Consider the following 17577-nt stretch of genomic DNA (forward strand, 5'->3'; position numbering starts at 1 on the left):
ACTCTCGCTATGGTCCGGGCATGACGTCTGTGCGTGCTGTGCTCATCGACATCGACGGTGTGCTCACCGTTTCCTGGGAGCCGCTGCCCGGCGCCGTCGAGGCGCTGCGGGAGATCCGGGCGGCCGGGCTGGGAGTCGCCCTGGTGACCAACACGACCTCGCGGACGCGGGCGTCGATCGCCGGGGCGCTCGCGGGGGCCGGCTTCCCGGTGGCGGCGGAGGACATCCTGACGGCGCCGGCGGTGACGGCCGCGTATCTCGCCGAGCACTTTCCGGGGGCGCGGTGTGCGCTGCTCAACAGCGGGGACGTGCGGGAGGACCTGGAGGGCGTGAGTCTGGTCGAGGACGATCCGGACGTCGTCGTGGTGGGGGGCGCGGGGGAAGAGTTCGGGTACGCGGCGCTGAACCGGGCGTTCGGGCATCTCCAGCGTGGGGCGCGGCTGGTGGCGATGCACCGGAACCTGTACTGGCGTACCGGGGACGGGTTGCAGTTGGACGCGGGGGCGTTCCTGGCCGGGCTGGAGCAGGCGGCGCGTGTCGAGGCGGTGGTGACGGGGAAGCCGTCGCGGGCGTTCTTCGCCGCCGCGCTCGCCCGGCTGGGGGTGGGTGCGGACGAGGCGGTGATGATCGGGGACGACGTCGAGTCGGACGTGCTGGCGGCGCAGGCGGCCGGGGTCACCGGGGTGCTGGTGCGGACCGGGAAGTTCCTGCCGCAGACGCTGCGGGACGCGAGCGGTACGCCGGATCATGTGATCGACTCGTTCGCGGAACTGCCGGCGCTGTTGCGGGCCTGGTCGGCGCAGGAGTAGGCGGCGCAGTGTGCGCGGACGTCAGCGCAGGAGCAGTTGCAGGCCGCCGACGATCGTCGCCGCGATCACGAGTTGTTCGAAGAGTCGCTGGTTGATCCTGTTCACAGCCCATTTGCCGATGAACGCGCCGGGCACGACGAACGCCACGAGTGCGGCGTCAAGGAGCAGCGACTTCCCGTCGATCAGCCCGAGACCCACGCTGAAGGGCACCTTGGACGTGTTGACGATCAGGAAGAAGAAGGCGGACGTGCCCAGGAAGCCGAGCTTCCGGAAGCCTGCCGACAGCAGGTACAGCGACATCACCGGGCCGCCCGCGTTGGCGACCATGGTGGTGAAGCCGCCGAGGACGCCGTAGGAGCGGGCCTTGATGCGGCCCGCCCGGGTGGTGACCGCGTCCGGGTCGTCGTCGGCTTCGGCGGTGCGGCGGCGCCAGATCGTCACGCCGGCCATCAGCAGCAGGATCGCGCCGATCGACGTCCGGACGATCGCGTCGTCCGCCCACACCAGGAACAGCGTCCCGAAGACCACGCCCGCCGCGACGGCCGGGAACAGCCGCCACAGGGTGGGCCAGTGGGCGTGCCGCCGGTAGGTGAGGACGGCGAGCACGTCCCCGGCGATGAGGATCGGCAGCAGCACGCCGGTGGAGGCGCGGGCGGGCAGGACCGCGGCGAAGACGGCGAGACTGACGGTGTTGGCGCCGCTCACGGCGGTCTTGGAGAAGCCGACGAGCAGCGCCGCGAAGGCGAGTGCGGCGAACCCCCAGCCGGAGATGTCCCAGAGCGTGATCGTGTTCATGCGGAGACCGATGCTATGCGCAGCTATCCGGCCACCGTAAGGAGCGTCTCGCTGGTTGGTCCCACTCGGCGGGACCCCGCCTGGCCCTGCCCGCGCGTGGTCAGTGCCGCTCCACCAGCACCGCGCTCCCCTGCCCCACCCCCACGCACATCGTGGCCAGCCCGCGCTCCGCTCCCGTGCGGCGCATGCGGTGGAGCAGGGTCGTCAGGATGCGGGCGCCCGAGCAGCCGAGCGGATGGCCGAGGGCGATCGCCCCGCCGCTCGGGTTCACGAGCTCGGGGTCGATGCCCAGCTGGTCCACGCACGCCAGCGCCTGGGCGGCGAACGCCTCGTTGAACTCGGCCTCCTGGACGTCGCCGATGCCCCAGTCGGCGCGGGCCAGCACTTTGCGGGTGGCGGGGACGGGGCCGATGCCCATGACGTCCGGGTGCACACCGGCAGAGGCGCCGGCGACGTAGCGGCCGAGCGACTCCAGCCCCAGGTCGTTCAGGGCCTCTTCGCTGACCAGGAGCAGGCCCGCCGCGCCGTCGTTCATCGGCGAGGCGTTGCCCGCGGTGACGGTGCCGTCCGGCCGGAACACCGGCTTGAGGCGCCCGAGTTTCTCGACGGAGGTGTCCTCACGGATGCACTCGTCGAGGTCGACGACGACGCCGTCCGGGCGCTCCACGGGCAGGAGTTCGTCGTCGAAGTGGCCGTCCTTGCGGGCCCGGGCGGCGAGTTGGTGGCTGCGCAGCGCGAACTCGTCCTGCCGGGAACGGGAGATGCCGTGGCGGGTGGCGACCTCCTCGGCGGTCTCGCCCATGGAGAGGAGGCCGTGGAGTTCCTTCATGGCCGGGTTGACCAGGCGCCAGCCGAGGCGCGTGTCGACGGTCTCGATGCGGTGCGGGAGGGCTTCGTCGGGGCGGGGCAGCACGAAGGGGGCGCGACTCATCGACTCGGAGCCGCCGGCGAGCACGATGTCAGCCTCGGCGGCGGCGATGGCGCGGGCGGCGGTCGTGACGGCTTCGAGGCCGGAGGCGCACAGCCGGTTCACCGTCGCCCCGGGCACGGAGTCGGGCAGGCCGGCGAGGAGCGCGGCCATGCGGGCGACGTTGCGGTTGTCCTCGCCGGCCTGGTTGGCGGCGCCCCAGTAGACGTCGTCGATGCGCGCCGGGTCGAGCGCGGGTACGTCGGCGACGAGCCCGCGGATGACGGTCGCGGCGAGGTCGTCGGGACGTACGGAGGACAGCGCTCCGCGCAGCTTTCCAAGGGGGGTGCGGCGGGCTGCCGCGAAGTGGACGGGGCGCACGGCGGACTCCTGACCTGTTAATTAGCGCTGCTAGTTTTGGACTATAGACCGCCTGTCACCCACCTGGGAAGATCCCCCCGGGACCTTCACCGACGCAGCTGGAGGAGACATGACCGAGGCCCGCGAGCACCCGCTTCCCGGGATCGTCGTACGGGAGTGGCCGCACCCGGCGCCCCGCTACCTGGCCCTGCTGGTGCACGGGTACGGGGAGCACATCGGCCGGTACGAGGAGCTCGCCGGCGTCCTGGTCGCGCACGGCGCGGCCGTCTTCGGGCCGGATCACCGGGGGCACGGGAAATCGGCGGGCGAGCGGGTGCTGGTCGAGGACTTCGAGGACGTGGTCACCGATGTGCACGCGGTGGCGGACCTGGCCCGCGCCACTCATCCGGGCGCACCGCTGGTCCTCGTCGGTCACTCCATGGGGGGCCTGATCGCCGCCCGCTTCGCCCAGCGGTACGGCACCGAGCTCACCGCGCTCGTCCTGTCCGGGCCGGTCATCGGCGACTGGTACCTCCCCCGGCAGCTGCTCGCCCTCGACGAGATCCCGGACACCCCCATCAGCACGGCCTCGCTCTCCCGCGACCCCGCGGTCGGGACGGCGTACGCGGCGGATCCGCTGGTGTGGCACGGGCCGATGAAGCGGCCGACGGTCGAGTCGTTCGTACGAACGCTGGAGGCCGTCGCCAAGGGCGGTGACGTGGGCCCGCTCCCGATGCTGTGGCTGCACGGCGACGACGACCGGCTGGTGCCGCTGTCGGGCAGCCGGGGCGGGGTGGAGCGGCTCAGCGGGGGCAGGCTGACCGAGCGGATCTATCCGGGTACCCGGCACGAGGTGTTCAACGAGACGAACCGGGCGGAGGTGTTCGCGGACCTCACACGCTTCCTGGAGGGCGTCTTCCACGGTTGATCGTCACGGCGTTTGCACCGGTTCGCCCTGGGCACCCGCGCCCGCATGGAGTGGTTGCGGTACGCGGCCTGCGTGGGAGAGGACCCCGAGCTGTTCTTTCCCGTGGGCACGGAGGGCCCCGCGCTGCGCGAGATCGCGGCGGCCAAGCGGGTCTGTGCCCGCTGCCCGGTGACTCCCGACTGTCTCGAGTGGGCGCTCCGCAGCGGACAGACCTCGGGTGTCTGGGGCGGCACCTGCGAGCGGGAACGCGACGCGCTGCTCCGTACCGGCACGAACCATGCCCCAAGGAGGAGCACCGTATGACTGTGGTGAAGAGCACCCTTCCCGACGCCGCCCGCGAGGTGGCCGGAGAGGCGTTGCAGGGCACCCTCGTGGATCTGCTCGGGATCTCGCTCGTCGGCAAGCAGGCGCACTGGAACATCGTGGGTCCGCGCTTCCGGTCCATCCACCTCCAGCTGGACGAGGTGGTCGCGACGGCCCGCACGTACTCCGACACGGTGGCGGAGCGCGCCGCCGCGCTCGGCCTGCCGCCCGACGGCCGGCCCGAGACGATCGCCGCCGCCTACGCGCTGCCCGGCGCGAAGGAGGGCTGGCTGCGGGACGACGACGTGGTGCAGTTGATCGTCGAGACGCTGGAGTCCGCGATCGGCCGGCTGCGCGACCGCATCGACGCCACCGACAAGGCCGACCCGGTCACCCAGGACCTGCTGATCGGCATCACCGCCGAACTGGAGAAGCAGCGCTGGATGTTCGAGGCGGAGAACTGGCCCCGGGACTGACCGCGAACGCACGACGAAGGAGGCCGCCATGACGGACGCCCTCGAACTCGACGCGCTGTGGGAGGACTTCCACCGGGCCGTCAACATGACCTCGCAGGAGCTCGCCGCCTGGCTGCGCGTCAGCGACGCCGCCGAGGAGACGGAACCCGTGCCGGAGCACGCCGGCACCCCCACCGGACAGCATGTCCTGGCGATCCTGCAGAAGCGGCGCAGGGACCTCACCGACGACGACATCGAGGTCATGTACGAGGTGGTCGACGCCGTCTCCGCCCAGGCCGACGTCGAGAACGAACCCGAGCCCGAGGAGACCCGGCGGCGGCACCGGCTGATGACGCTGGGGCACGATCCGCTCAGGCCGTAACGCCTGCGAGCGGCAAGGGTGTTGACGCGAAAGAGGTGGCCGAAGACCGACTCCGCCGCGCCCGGATGATCGTGAAACACTGCTCGCAGTCCTGCCGAGCGAGCAGAGGAGTCACACGTGACCGGGACCGAGCCGGCCGCCCCGCGGATCGACACGACCAAGCCGCACCCGGCCCGGGTCTACGACTGGTATCTCGGCGGCAAGGACAACTACCCGGTCGACGAGGAACTCGGCCGCCGGATCGCCTCGTTGAGCGGTGACGCGCCGCGGGCCGCGCGGGCCAACCGGTGGTTCATGCACCGGGCCACGCGGGAGTTGGTGGGCTCGGCGGGGATCCGCCAGTTCCTCGACATCGGGACCGGCATCCCCACCGAGCCCAACCTGCACCAGATAGCGCAGCGGGTCGCCCCGGACGCCCGGGTCGTCTACGTCGACAACGACCCGATCGTCCTCGCCCACGCCGGCGCGCTGCTGCGCGGTACCGAGGAGGGCGTGACGGAGTACGTCCAGGCCGACGCCCGCGAGCCGGAGCAGATCCTCGAACGGGCGGGCAAGATCCTCGACTTCGAGCGTCCCATCGCCCTCTCCCTGATCGCGCTGATGCACTTCATCGCGGACGAGGACGGCGCCCACGACATCATCGGCACCCTGGTCGACGCGCTGGCGCCGGGCAGTTGTCTGGTGCTGTCGTGCATGACGGCCGACTTCGAGCCGGAGGAAGTGCACCAGGGCATCGCCGCCTACAAGGCGTCCGGCGTCACCCTCGTCGCCCGCGACCGGGCCGAAGTGGGCCGCTTCTTCACGGGACTCGACCTCGTCGAGCCCGGGATAGTGTCCGTACGGGACTGGCGCCCCGAACTCGCGGAGGGCGAGTCGGACATCGGCCCCGGGCCGGTCTCCCTGTACGGCGCGGTCGGCATCAAGCCGTGAGGCGGCTCAGCGTCAGGCCGTGAGGCGGTTCAGCGTCAGGCCGTGAGACGGCTCAGGGCTGCCGACACCAGCGTCCGTACGCCGGGGGCCAGTACTGACAGGTCGGGGGCGAAGAACGGGCTGTGGTTGTCGGGCACGTTGCCGAACCGCTCCGCGTCCGTCTCCCCCGGGACCGTCTCCCACACCTCGTGCGGCGTCGAGGTCACGTACCAGTAGTCGTACGGCACTCCCGGCGGCGCGAGCAGGGAGAAGTCCTCGCTGCCCATCTCCGGTCCGAAGTCGAACACCGCGTCGGCGCCGAACAGTTCGCGGTGCACGGCCGCGATCTCCCGGTCGAGGGCGGCGTCGTTGACGGTGTTCGGATAGCCGGGGACCACGGTGATGTCCGGCGGCACCGGGCAGCCCGCCGCCATGCACTCGCCCTCGACGATCCGCCGCACCGCGGCAAGGATCCGCTCCCGCACCCGGTCGTCCTGGCTGCGCAGGTTCAGTGCGAGCCGCGCCTCGGCGGGAATGATGTTGCTCTTCGTACCGGCGTGGAACTGCCCCACCGTCAGCACCGCCGAGTCCTTCGCGGCGACCTCCCGGGAGACCACCGTCTGGAGCCGGGTGACGATGTGCGCGGCGGTGACGACGGGGTCCACGGTGGACTCGGGGCGCGAGCCGTGGCCGCCGACGCCGGGCACGACGACCTCGACGCCGTCGGACGCCGACATGATCAGGCCGGGGGTGTGCGAGTAGCAGCCGGTGCGCCCGGGGACGACATGCTGGCCGAAGACCACGTCCGGGTACGGGAAGCGCGCGTGCACCCCGTCCGCGGCCATCACGCCCGCTCCCCCGCCGGCCTCCTCGGCGGGCTGCCCGACCGCCACGAGCGTCCCGGACCAGGCGGCACGCCCGGCGGCGAGCGCCTCGGCGGCTCCCGCGAGCCAGGTGACATGGCAGTCGTGCCCGCAGGCGTGCATCACGCCGTCGACCGTCGAAGCGTACGGCAGCCCGGTCGCCTCCTGTACCGGCAGCGCGTCCATGTCGCCGCGCAGCCACACCACGGGCCCGTCCCCGTTGGCCAGCACACCGACCACGCCGGTGCGGCCCACGCCCTCGGTCACCGTGAACCCGGCCGCGCGCAGCCGCGCCGCGAGTCGGGCGGCGGTGCGGTGCTCCTGGAAGGACAGCTCCGGGTGGCGGTGCAGATCGCGGTAGAAGTCCTCCAGGTCGCCGGTCTTCAGCCCGGCGGTCAGATCCTCGGTGAGCCGGGCGACTGCGGCGGGGTCGGTCATCGCGCTCCCTCTCTCCTCGAAAGTGGCCTTCCTGACCGGGTTCCCCGTCACGGCGGCTCCACCACGGGGCCGGGTTCAGCCCAGCAGCCATCCCCCGTCCACGGCCAGCCCCACCGCGTTGACCGACCGGTTGCGCAGCAGGAAGTCCACCGTGTCCACGACGTCGGCCATCGCCGCGAGCCGCCCGGTCGGGGTGCGCTCCCGCAGCCCCGCCAGCACCTCGTCCGGCTTGTCCCGCCAGTAGGGGCTGTCCCCGACCACCCCCGGGTGGACGGCGTTGACGCGGACGGGCGCGAGCTCGACGGCGAGGGTGTGCACGAGGCCGGTGACCCCCGCGTTGACGGTCGCCACGGTCGTCGCGCCCGGATAGGGCCGCTCCTTGGCCTGCCCGCCGAACAGCACGATGGCGCTGTCGGCGTGCAGGCCGGGGCGCAGGGCGTGCACGGCCTCGGTGTAGCCGACGAGCTTGAGGGTGACGAGGTGAACGGCGGCGTCGACGTCGTAGGCGGCCACCCGGTTGTCGTCGCGGGAGACCCCGGCCAGCACCAGATGGTCGACGCGTCCGACACCGGCCAGCGCGGCACCGATCTCGCGGGGCCGGGAGAGGTCCAGGGCGAGGCCGCGGGCGCCGACCTCCTTGGCGGCGGTGTCGGTGCGGTGGGCGTCCCGGCCGGTGATCAGCACCTCGTCACCGCGTCCCGCGCGCATCCGGGCGAACTCCCGGCCGATGCCCGAGGTTCCGCCGATCACCATGACACGGTTCATCGCACGCCCCTCAGATAGTCCCAGTCCCGGGTGAAGCGGTAGGAGTGCCGGGACGGCGGCTGCGGGGCCTGCGTCTCCAGCCAACGCACCGGCCCCGCACCGGCGTTGGTGAACCCGTGCACACAACCGGCGCCCGCCCAGGCGAGATCGCCGGGCCCCAGGTGGTACCGCGCGTCGTCGAAGGTCGCCTCCACCACCCCTTCGAGGATCAAGTACGTCTCCTCGAAGGGGTGGTCGTGGGTGCCCGCGACGCCGTCGACGGCGTACTGCACCATGAACATCGTGGAGGCGACCGCGCCCAGGTCGGCGTCGACCATCATCTTGACCGTGATCCCGCTGTAGACGAGCAGGGCGGTCCGCATGCTCGCCGACACCGCCAGCAGGTCCTGGGACTGCTTCCCGGGGTCCATCTGCGCGGGCTCGAAGTGGCCGAAGGAGCGGGTGCGGGGGTCACGGACGTCGATCCGGACGGGGTCCCGGGCGGGCAGGTCGGGCACGGGCTGGGTGTCGTGGCCGTAGCGGGCGCGCGGCACGGGCGCGAGCATGTCCGCCCAGCGCGCGCCGGTGTCCCCCACGCCCCACCAGGCGTGCGGGACACCGGTCGGCAGCAGGCCGTAGTCGCCCTCTTCGAGGAGGTACGACCCCTCGGGCACGTCGAGGATCACGGCCCCGTCGAGGAGGTGGAAGCTCTCCTCGTACGAGTGCACATGGGCGCCGATCCGGCCGCCCGGCCGCAGCTCGCAGAGGCCGAAGCCGGTGTGCACGCTCCCGTCCGCCTCACCGACCAACTCCCGCCTGTGGTAGCCGTGTTCGCCGAACTCGGGCGTCGGGACCTCGGCGGCGCGGCGCACCAGGTGCGCGGTCACCGGGCCGCCTTCGCCGCCAGGAGCCGGTCGCGGGACTCCTGGACGAGGCGCCGGGCGCGCGCCACGTCGGCCGTCAGCCTGCCGTCCCGCTTGCGGATCACGCCGTCGACGATGACGGTGTCCACGTTGGAGACGTCGGCGGACAGGGTGACGGCGGCAGCGGGGTCGTGCACGGGGGCGACGTTCAGCGCGGTGGCGTCGATCGCGACGACGTCGGCGCGCTTGCCGGGGGTCAGGGAGCCGGTGCGGTCCTCCAGGCCCGCCACATGGGCACCGTTGCGGGTGGCGATCTCCAGCATCTGACGTGCCGTCAACATGGTGTTCGGCACGGGCATGTTGGCCTGCCAGCAGTCCGCGTTGAGCCGGGCGCGCTCGGCGCCGAAGGCCGCGCGGATCTGGGTGAACATGTCGCCGGGGACGGTGGTGACGACGTCGATGCTGAGCGACGGGCGCAGTCCGTGCTCGATCGCCTTCATCACCGGTGGCCAGCCGTGTCCCATCTGTGTCTCGACCTGCGGCGCGATGGACACCGTACCGCCGCTGTCGGCGACCATCCGCCACTCGTCCTCGTGGAGGTAGCAGCAGTGGATGTAGGTGGTGTCGGGGCCGAGGAGGCCGAGGTCGTGGAGCTGTTTGACCATGCCGAAGCGGCCGGCGAGGCGGCCCATCGCCACGTGCACGGTGATCGGGATGCCCAGGTCGCGGGCGAGGGCCCATTCGGCGGTGACGACGTCGTTGACGCAGAACCCGGGGCCGCGGGTGGCGAGGGCCAGGGTGAGCAGGCCGGTGTCGGAGGCGAAGTACTCGGTGCGGATGCGGCGTACGTCGTCGCCCGGTATCGCGATCTTGCTCTCGAACCAGTAGTCGGCGAGGGAGGTGTTGGCGCTGCCGTACGCGTACTGCGCCCGGATGCCGGACTCGGTGAGGGCCTGGATCGCGGCGTCGGGGTGGGCCGGGGTGTTGTTGATGTGGGACCAGTCGACGAGCGTGGTGATGCCCGCGTTGAGGCACTCCAGGGCGCCGGCCAGGTTCGCCGCGTACACGTCCTCGGGGGTGTAGAGCGGGGCGAAGGTGTCGAGGATGTCCACGAAGTAGTCGTCGAGGGTGGCGTCGGGGGCGACCCCGCGGATGGACGCCTCCCAGGTGTGGCGGTGGGTGTCGACGAAGCCGGGGATGACGATCCGGCCGGTCATGTCGAGGACTTCGGCGTCCGCGCTGATCTCCGGCCGCACGGCGGCGATCCTGCCGTCCTCGATGAGGACGTCACCCCTCGGCAGGTCCCCGATGTCGGGGTCCAGGGAGAGCACGTGCCCGGCGCGAAGGAGTATCCGACTGCTCATCGCCCTTCCTTCCATGGGGTGTTCAGTACGCCGCCAGGCTCCTGACGGCCGTCACGACCTTGTCGACCGTGGGGATGACCCGCTCCTCCAGCGCGTCGGCGAACGGCAGCGGCACGCACTCCCCCGCCACCCGGCGCACGGGCGCGTCCAGCAGGCCGAAGCCCTCGTCGGCGACGATGGAGACGACGGTGGCGCCCCAGCCGCCCTGGTACGGGTTCTCCTCGACGGTGACGAGCCGCGAGGTGCGGGCGAGCGAGGCGAGAACGGTACGCATGTCCAGCGGCACCAGACAGCGCAGGTCGACGACCTCGGCCTCGACGCTCTCCTCGGCGAGCAGCGCGGCGGCCCGCAACGCCAGCGGGACCATGGCGGCGAGGGCCACCAGGGTCACGTCGGCGCCCTCGCGCACGACGGCCGCGCGGCCCAGCTCGACCACATGATCCGGCGGCGCAGGCGCACCCTTGGACGCCAGCAGGCCCTTGTGCTCGAAGAACACCACCGGGTCGTCGCTGCGGATCGCCGCCGCCATCATGCCGACCACGTCGGCGGGCGTGGCGGGCGCGGCGATCTTCAGTCCGGGGACGGTCAGCGCCCAGTTCTCGGTGGCCTGCGAGTGCTGGGCGCCGAAACCGAGCCCGCCGCCGTTGGCGGTGCGAACGACGAGGGGCACGGTGACCTGACCGCCTGTCATGTAACGCACTTTGGGTATCTCGTTGGCGAGGTAGTCCCAACAACAGGCCAAAAAGTCCGAGAACATGATCTCGGCGACCGGCCGCATGCCGGTCATCGCGGCGCCCATCGCCGCGCCGACGATGGCCTGTTCGGAGATGGGCGTGTCCCACACCCGCGCCGGCCCGAACTCCTCGATCAGCCCGGCGGTGGTCTTGAACACGCCCCCCGCCGCACCGATGTCCTCCCCGAGGCAGACCACGGCCGCGTCCCGCCGCATCTCCCGCGCGATGCCGTCGGCGACGGCCTCCCTATAGGTGATCACGTCCGCCATGCGGCACCTCCGTCCGCCCACACGTCGGTCAACGCGTCCCCCGGCTCGGGCGCGGGAGCGTTCTTCGCCGCGTCGACCGCCTGTCGTACGGCCTCCCGCGCGCGCTCGTCGGCCGCGGTGACCGTGGTCGCGGGCACCCCGAGCTCAGTGAGCCGGCCGCGAGCGATGTCCAACGGATCGTGCCTGAGCCAGCGTTCGACCTCCTCGGCCGGACGGTACGTGGCCGGGTCGGACCTGCTGTGCCCGAAGTGCCGGTAGGTGGCCGCCTCCAGCACAGCGGGCCCGTCTCCGGCCCGGGCCCGCCCCGCGAGCCGGGCCACGGTCTCGCGCACCGCCACGACGTCGTTGCCGTCGACGCTCTCGCCGGGGATGCCGTAGGCGGGCGCCCGGTCGGCCGCCGGTCGGGCCACCGCGGTGACGTCGGCGATCGGCGTGTATTCCATGTAGAGGTTGTTCTCGCAGACGAACAGCACGGGCAGCTTCCACACGGCGGCCAGGTTCAACGCCTCGTGGAAGGCGCCGATGTTGGTGGCGCCGTCCCCGAAGAAGGCGACCGCGATCTGACCGGTGCCGCGCAGCAGGGCCGACCACGCGGCACCGGCCGCCATCGGGAGGTGGGCGCCGACGATGGCGTAGGAGCCGAGCATGCCGGTGGCGGCCTTGGTGAGGTGCATGGAGCCACCCTTGGCGCCGCACAACCCCCGTGGCCCTGCTCATGAGTTCGGCGAGGCACTCCTCGGGGCCGGCGCCGCGGGCCATCGCGTGGTGGTGACCCCGGTAGGTGGCGAAGACGTAGTCGTCGGCGCGCAGGGCCGCGCTCGCGCCGACGGCGATCGCCTCGTGGCCGGCGGCGAGGTGGGTGGTGCCCTTGACGAGGCCCTGGAGGAAGAGGTCGTGGGCGGCCTTCTCGGTGCGGCGGATGAGGACCATCCGCTCGTACATCGCGAGGAGTTCAGCGGTGTCCATCGCCGGCACCCGTGGTGTTGAGATGGGACTGCGACTCCCGCCGCGTGTTCAGCTCGCCGCCGACCGTCCAGTACTTGCGGCCCGCGACGAGGAGTTCCTCCGCCGGGAACCTGGTGATGACCTCGCAGCCGTCCGCGGTGACGACCAGCTCCTCCTCGATGCGGGCCGCGGACCAGCCGTCGGCGGCCGGCCAGTAGGTCTCCAGGGCGAACACCATGCCCTCTTCGAGGACTTCGGGGTGATCGAGGGAGACCAGGCGGCTGAAGATGGGCTTCTCCCAGATCGACAGGCCCACCCCGTGGCCGTACTGGAGGGCGAACGCGGCGGTCTCGTCGGCGAAGCCGAACTCCTCCGCGCGCGGCCAGACTCGGACGATGTCGGCGGTGGTGGCGCCGGGGCGGACGAGGGCGATGGCCTGGTCCATGTACTCCCGGCAGCGCACATACGCGTCCCGTTGGGCGCGGGAGGCGCTGCCGACCGCGAAGGTGCGGTAGTAGCAGGTCCGGTAGCCGAGGTGGCTGTGCAGGATGTCGAAGAAGGCCGGGTCGCCGGGGCGGATCAGGCGGTCGCTGTAGACGTGCGGGTGGGGTGAACAGCGTTCGCCGGAGATGGCGTTGACGCCTTCGACGTACTCGCTGCCGAGGTCGTACAGGACCTTGCTGACCAGTCCCACGCACTCGTTCTCCCGCACCCCGGGGCGCAGATACCCGTACAGCTCCTCGTAGGCCGCGTCGACCATCGCGCAGGCCTGGGTGAGCAGGGAGATCTCGTCGCGGGTCTTGGTGCGGCGGGCCTCCAGGAAGACCTGCTGGCCGTCGACGACGTCGATGCCCTCGGCGCGCAGCGCGGCCAGGACCGGCATCTCGGCGACATCGATGCCCAACGGCTCGCCCGCCAGGCCGTGTTCGCGCAGTTCGGCGGCGATCTTCGCGGCCACGTCCGCGGCGATGCCCGCGTCCGGGTGGAAGGCACCGCGCAGGGTGGAGATGCCGGCACGGGCGCCGGTGGGCGGGCCCTCCTTGCCGTCGCTGTAGTCCAGCCACGGGTTGTACAGCTGGTGGTGGCGGGCGGCGGAGCCGAAGTCCCAGACGACCGGGTCGCCGTCGCGCACCAGAAGGGCGAAGCGGATCAGCTTGTCCATCGCCCAGGTACCGATGTGCGTGGCGGTCATGTAGCGGATGTTGGCGAAGTCGAAGCTGAGCACCGCGCCGAGCGAGGAGCGGTTCAGGCTCTCGTGGAGCCGGGCCAGCCGCTGTCGGCGCAGCCGGTCGAGGTCGATGCGCTGTTCCCAGTCGACGGCGTTGGGTCCGAATGTGCGGATCGCCATGGCGACCACCCCCACTGCGGAGTGAACGACCGCACGACGAGGGTGTCAAGCCTCACTGAACACTTCGGTCGGCCACGAACCAGACGCCCACGGCCGGCTCGGTGCCGTCGTTGCGGTACCGGTGAGGGGTCGTGGACTCGAAGGAGAGGGCGTCGCCGGGGCGCAGGGTGGTCTCGTCGAAGCCGAGCGTGAGAACGAGCTCGCCGGAGAGCAGATAGCCGTACTCGGTGCCGGCGTGCCGCATGAGGCCACCCGAGGTGGACGAGGAGCCGCCGGGCCGGTACGTCACGAGCAGGAAGTCCACGTCCGTCCCGGGGACGTGCCCGAGCCGCTCCCACACCACCCCCGAGTCCAGCTCCAGAACTTCCCGGTCACCTGGGGTGATCAGGGGGCCGATCCGGCGTACGGGATCGGCGGCGAAGGCCGCGAGGGCGTGCGGCAGCGAAGGGCCGGCGGCCGCCACGGCGGGCTCCCCCGTCTCGAAGAGCGACTCGACGGAGATGCCCAGCGCGGTCGTGATCGCGTACAGCGTGCTCACCGACGGCTGGCTCTTGCCGGTCTCGATCTGGGAGACCAGGCTCGCGGAGACGCCGACCTCGCGGGCCAGGGCGCGCAGACTCACGCCGCGCTCCTGGCGCGCCTGGCGGATGCGGGCGCCGACGGGCGGAACGTCGGCTGGGGACACGGGCGGCACCTCTCATGGGCGGATGTGTGCAGTGTCATTGAACAGCCGTCGCGGTCCGCCGCACCAGGGCATCGGCCGAACGCAGGAGAGCCGACGCGTGCTCACTTCCTGTCCACCAACCGCTCCAGCCGGTCGAAACGCTCATGCAGCGCACGCACCGCCTCCTCGCCCAACTCATGTGCTCCGTAAGCCAGATGGTGCCGGCGCTTCTGCTCCCGTCCGACGAACCAGGTGGCGAGCGCGGCGGTGACCATGCCGTACGTGGTGATCCCGACGACCATCACGACCGCGCCGACGACCCGGCCCCACGGGGTCACGGGGAAGAAGTCGCCGTACCCGACGGTCGTCGCGGTCTCGATCGACCACCACAGGGCCTTCGGGTACGACGTCAGATTCGCGCCCCGCGCCCCCTGCTCGGCCCCGACCACGGCCCATGACCCGGCCAGCATCACCGCGACCAGCACGGCCGTCGCCGCTCCCGCCGCCTTCAGATGCAGGGAACGGCCCTCCCGGCCGAGCAACAACGCGACCGCCCTGGTGAGAAATCCGGGCAGCATGACGACTCCTTGGGACGCGGACGGGCCATGGGCCCAGTGTCGGCGCCGCCCGCGGGGCGGGCATGCCGGGCGGGGCGTTCGAGTTGCCGCGCGGCCACGACCGATGTGGGCTGTGAGGGCCCCTTGGAGAACGCCGGAGGACCGGAGGACCCGTGACCCCTCAGCCCCGATCCGTGCCGGAGACCTTCGCGTTCGCCTGCGGCTCCTGCGGGCACGGCTGGGAGGCCACTTTCCGGGTCATGTTCTTCACCGACCCGCTGGACCCCTCGGGCCTGACCACCCAGGAGTACGTCGACGAGGCGGGCCGGGCCGTCAGATCGCCGCTCGCCGAAGCGGTCTGCCCGCGGTGCGGCGGCCGGAACGTACACGTCCTGGAGGCGGGCCTCGCCGAGCGGGCCCGGAAGGCGGCACAGGAACACGCCGCACACCCGCCGCGCCACCGCCCCCGTTTCCCCCACCGCTCCCCCGAACGGCCGGACTGAGCCGCACTCGGACGCGCTCCCTCCCCTCTGCTCCCCTCTGCTCCCCTCCCCTCCCCTCCGCTCCCCTCTGCCGATTCCCGGGACATCGTGATCATCGGGCGGCACAATGGCCCCTGCGGTCGGCGGTGCCACGATCGCCGGAGCTCAGGATCGCGGGATCGCAGGGGCGAGGAGAGGACGGACGACGTGAGTGACACCCCCGCCAGCGGGTCGTCGAGACTCAACACCGCCGTCGCGCACAACGCGCGCGTGTGGAACTACTGGATCGGCGGCAAGGACAACTACGAGGTCGACCAGAAGGTCGGCGAGCACGTCGCCACCATGTTCCCGATCATCCGGGACATCGCCCGGGCCGACCGCGAGTTCCTCGGCCGCGCGGTGACCCATCTGGCCGCCGACCGCGGGGTACGGCAGTTCCTGGACATCGGCACCGGTCTGCCCACCGTCGACAACACCCACGAGATCGCCCAGCGCATCGCGCCGGACGCGCGGATCGTCTACGTGGACAACGACCCCATCGTCCTCGCCCACGCCCGCACCCTGCTGACCAGCACCCCCGGGGGCGTCACCGACTACATCGACGCCGACGTCCACGACCCGGCCGCGATCCTCGAACGGGCCGGAGGCACCCTGGACTTCACCCGTCCCGTCGCCGTGATGATGCTGGGCATCCTCAACTTCGTCCTCGACTACGACAAGGCCCGGGACATCGTCCGCCAGGTACTGGCCGCGGTCCCGTCCGGCAGCTGCCTCGTGCTGACCCACCCCACGTTCGACCACGAGCTGGGCGGCGCGGGCCAGATCCCGGCGATGAAGTTCTGGAACGAGAACGCCACCCCACCGATCACGGCCCGCAGCGGCACGGACATCGCCGCGTTCTTCGAGGGCCTCGACTTCCTCGACCCGGGCCTGGTGTCGTGCTCGCAGTGGCGGCCCGACGTGAACTCGCCTGTCGTGGTGCCGCAGTTCGGCGCGGTGGCCGTGAAACCCTGACGCGGGACCCGTACCGGCAGACCCCGCCGTGGAGGACGTATGACCACCCTTGCCGACCCCGTACCCGGCGGACGTCCCGGTGACGTCGACCGCGCCACCGCGCTGAGCGGTGAGCTGTCCGGGAGAGGCGTGCACGGGGTGGTGCTGAGTTACGTCGACACCGCGGGCGTCGGCCGGGTGAAGACGGTCCCCACGGCGAAGCTCGCCTCGGCGGCGGCCTGGGGCGTCGGCATGTCCCCCGTGTTCGACACCTTCCTCGCCAACGACTCCATCGTGACGACCGACGTCCTGGGCTCCCCCGACGGCGACCTGCGTCTCTACCCCGACCTCGACCAGCTGGTCGTCCTCGCCGGACAGCCCGGCTGGGCGTGGGCGCCGGTCGACCGGATCACCCAGGAGGGCGAGCGGCACCCCGGCTGCACCCGCACGCTGCTGCGCCGGATCGTCGCGGACGCCGGGCTGCGGCACGGCCTGACCTTCAAGGCGGCCGTCGAGGTCGAGTGGGCGGTGGGCCAAGGCCCGGCGGCCCGGGGCGACTTCACACCCGCGCTGTCGGGTCCGGCCTACGGGGCCGTCCGCCAGGTCGAGTTGAGCGACTACACCGCCGATCTGCTGTCGGCGTTCGCGGCCCAGGGCGTCGAGGTCGATCAGCTCCATCCCGAGTACGCCGCCGGGCAGTTCGAGGTCTCGGTCGGCGCCCTGGACCCGGTGGCGGCGGCCGACCGGAGCGTGCTCGTACGCCAGACGATCCGCGCGGTCGCCCAGCGACACGGGCTGGTGGTCTCGTTCGCCCCGGCCGTCTTCGCCGAGGGCGTCGGCAACGGCGGCCACCTCCATCTCTCCGCCTGGCGCGAGGGCGTCAACCTGCATGCGGGCGGCGGGGGCCGGTACGGGATGACGGCGGACGCGGAGGCGTTCGCGGCGGGCATCCTGACCCACCTGCCCGCGCTCACGGCCGTCACCGCCCCGAGCCCGGCGAGCTGTCTCCGCCTCAAACCCTCCCAGTGGGCCGGGGTGTTCACCGCCTGGGGACGCGAGACCCGCGAGGCCGCGATCCGTGTCGTCACCGGCACGACAGGCTTGCGCGACCAGGCCGCCAACCTGGAGGTCAAGCCGGTCGACCTGGCGGCGAACCCGTATCTCGCCCTCGGCTCCGTCATCGCGGCGGGCCTCGACGGCATCGCCTCGGCCGCCGTGCTCCCCGAGGAGATCACCGGCGACCCGGCCCGGCTCGACGCCGACCGGGCGGCGGCCCTGGGGGTACGCCGACTGCCGGCCTCGCTCGCCGAGGCGGTCGCCGAGTTCCGCGAGGACGCGTGTCTGCGGGACGCCCTCGGCCCGGTCCTCGCCGACGCGGTGATCGCCGTACGGGAAGGCGAGATCGCGTCCGTCGCCGGGCTGGACGACGCCGGGATCGCGGCGGCGTACCGCTGGAAGTACTGAC

At 72.1% G+C, this 17577-nt stretch carries 19 protein-coding genes and 1 pseudogene; 9 read left to right on the plus strand and 11 right to left on the minus strand.

Annotation, left to right across the window (positions count from 1 at the left end):
• Window positions 1-20: 20 nt before the first annotated feature.
• Window positions 21-809: a TIGR01458 family HAD-type hydrolase gene (locus tag ACFUO4_RS05895; protein WP_079307393.1), complete on the plus strand. Its 789-nt coding sequence runs from the start codon at window positions 21-23 to the stop codon at window positions 807-809.
• A 21-nt stretch (window positions 810-830) separates the two neighbouring features.
• Here ACFUO4_RS05895 and ACFUO4_RS05900 read toward each other — a convergent pair whose 3' ends face one another.
• Both ACFUO4_RS05900 and ACFUO4_RS05905 read right to left on the minus strand, forming a co-directional pair.
• Window positions 831-1604, minus strand: coding sequence for a sulfite exporter TauE/SafE family protein (locus tag ACFUO4_RS05900; RefSeq protein WP_079307395.1), 774 nt, complete (start codon window positions 1602-1604; stop codon window positions 831-833).
• 100 nt (window positions 1605-1704) lie between these two features.
• A complete protein-coding gene (locus tag ACFUO4_RS05905) occupies window positions 1705-2892 on the minus strand; it encodes a thiolase family protein (RefSeq protein ID WP_383480283.1) in 1188 nt (395 codons plus the stop codon).
• A 109-nt stretch (window positions 2893-3001) separates the two neighbouring features.
• Between ACFUO4_RS05905 and ACFUO4_RS05910 the strand changes: the two genes are divergently transcribed.
• The 5 genes from ACFUO4_RS05910 to ACFUO4_RS05930 all read left to right on the plus strand — a co-directional run bounded on the left by ACFUO4_RS05910 (window position 3002) and on the right by ACFUO4_RS05930 (window position 5869).
• Window positions 3002-3799 carry an alpha/beta hydrolase gene (locus ACFUO4_RS05910; RefSeq protein WP_383480285.1) on the plus strand — a complete coding sequence of 266 codons (798 nt, stop codon included), beginning with the start codon at window positions 3002-3004 and terminating at the stop codon, window positions 3797-3799.
• 12 nt (window positions 3800-3811) lie between these two features.
• On the plus strand, window positions 3812-4102 hold the full coding sequence (locus tag ACFUO4_RS05915) for a WhiB family transcriptional regulator (RefSeq protein WP_383480287.1): 291 nt from the start codon (window positions 3812-3814) through the stop codon (window positions 4100-4102).
• Window positions 4099-4578 carry a Dps family protein gene (locus tag ACFUO4_RS05920; protein WP_079307397.1) on the plus strand — a complete coding sequence of 160 codons (480 nt, stop codon included), beginning with the start codon at window positions 4099-4101 and terminating at the stop codon, window positions 4576-4578. Before ACFUO4_RS05915 ends, ACFUO4_RS05920 begins: the two co-directional genes overlap by 4 nt.
• Window positions 4579-4606: 28 nt before the next feature.
• Window positions 4607-4939, plus strand: coding sequence for a DUF3140 domain-containing protein (locus tag ACFUO4_RS05925; protein ID WP_383480289.1), 333 nt, complete (start codon window positions 4607-4609; stop codon window positions 4937-4939).
• Between the two features lie 117 nt (window positions 4940-5056).
• Window positions 5057-5869, plus strand: a complete 813-nt coding sequence (locus ACFUO4_RS05930) for an SAM-dependent methyltransferase (RefSeq protein ID WP_383480291.1) — start codon at window positions 5057-5059, stop codon at window positions 5867-5869.
• A 35-nt stretch (window positions 5870-5904) separates the two neighbouring features.
• Here ACFUO4_RS05930 and ACFUO4_RS05935 read toward each other — a convergent pair whose 3' ends face one another.
• The 9 genes and pseudogenes from ACFUO4_RS05935 to ACFUO4_RS05975 form a co-directional block, all read right to left on the minus strand.
• On the minus strand, window positions 5905-7149 hold the full coding sequence (locus ACFUO4_RS05935; RefSeq protein WP_383480293.1) for an amidohydrolase: 1245 nt from the start codon (window positions 7147-7149) through the stop codon (window positions 5905-5907).
• A 75-nt stretch (window positions 7150-7224) separates the two neighbouring features.
• Window positions 7225-7914 carry an SDR family oxidoreductase gene (locus ACFUO4_RS05940; protein WP_383480295.1) on the minus strand — a complete coding sequence of 230 codons (690 nt, stop codon included), beginning with the start codon at window positions 7912-7914 and terminating at the stop codon, window positions 7225-7227.
• The gene (locus ACFUO4_RS05945; protein WP_383480297.1) at window positions 7911-8780 is read right to left on the minus strand and encodes a cupin domain-containing protein; all 870 of its coding nucleotides are present in this window, start codon (window positions 8778-8780) and stop codon (window positions 7911-7913) included. Before ACFUO4_RS05945 ends, ACFUO4_RS05940 begins: the two co-directional genes overlap by 4 nt.
• The gene (locus ACFUO4_RS05950) at window positions 8777-10120 is read right to left on the minus strand and encodes an amidohydrolase family protein (protein ID WP_383480299.1); all 1344 of its coding nucleotides are present in this window, start codon (window positions 10118-10120) and stop codon (window positions 8777-8779) included. Before ACFUO4_RS05950 ends, ACFUO4_RS05945 begins: the two co-directional genes overlap by 4 nt.
• A 22-nt stretch (window positions 10121-10142) precedes the next feature.
• Complete coding sequence (locus ACFUO4_RS05955) at window positions 10143-11123, minus strand: alpha-ketoacid dehydrogenase subunit beta (RefSeq protein WP_383480301.1); 981 nt, start codon at window positions 11121-11123, stop codon at window positions 10143-10145.
• A pseudogene (locus ACFUO4_RS05960) lies at window positions 11111-12089 on the minus strand (thiamine pyrophosphate-dependent dehydrogenase E1 component subunit alpha). Before ACFUO4_RS05960 ends, ACFUO4_RS05955 begins: the two are co-directional and overlap by 13 nt.
• Window positions 12076-13416, minus strand: a complete 1341-nt coding sequence (locus ACFUO4_RS05965) for a M24 family metallopeptidase (RefSeq protein WP_383480303.1) — start codon at window positions 13414-13416, stop codon at window positions 12076-12078. The pseudogene ACFUO4_RS05960 and the gene ACFUO4_RS05965 overlap by 14 nt, the downstream one beginning before the upstream one ends.
• A 52-nt stretch (window positions 13417-13468) precedes the next feature.
• On the minus strand, window positions 13469-14101 hold the full coding sequence (locus ACFUO4_RS05970; protein WP_079307404.1) for a helix-turn-helix domain-containing protein: 633 nt from the start codon (window positions 14099-14101) through the stop codon (window positions 13469-13471).
• Window positions 14102-14202: 101 nt separating this feature from the next.
• A complete protein-coding gene (locus ACFUO4_RS05975) occupies window positions 14203-14658 on the minus strand; it encodes an ion channel (RefSeq protein WP_383480305.1) in 456 nt (151 codons plus the stop codon).
• 152 nt (window positions 14659-14810) lie between these two features.
• Here ACFUO4_RS05975 and ACFUO4_RS05980 point away from each other — a divergent pair, with 152 nt between their 5' ends.
• From ACFUO4_RS05980 to ACFUO4_RS05990, 3 genes are all read left to right on the plus strand, one after another.
• On the plus strand, window positions 14811-15140 hold the full coding sequence (locus ACFUO4_RS05980; RefSeq protein WP_383480307.1) for a hypothetical protein: 330 nt from the start codon (window positions 14811-14813) through the stop codon (window positions 15138-15140).
• Between the two features lie 186 nt (window positions 15141-15326).
• A complete protein-coding gene (locus tag ACFUO4_RS05985) occupies window positions 15327-16133 on the plus strand; it encodes an SAM-dependent methyltransferase (protein WP_383480309.1) in 807 nt (268 codons plus the stop codon).
• A gap of 39 nt (window positions 16134-16172) precedes the next feature.
• Window positions 16173-17576, plus strand: a complete 1404-nt coding sequence (locus tag ACFUO4_RS05990) for a glutamine synthetase (protein ID WP_383480311.1) — start codon at window positions 16173-16175, stop codon at window positions 17574-17576.
• Window position 17577 lies beyond the last annotated feature (1 nt).

The sequence above is a fragment of the Streptomyces sp. NPDC057280 genome, from assembly GCF_042668605.1.
Classification (GTDB): Bacteria; Actinomycetota; Actinomycetes; order Streptomycetales; family Streptomycetaceae; genus Streptomyces.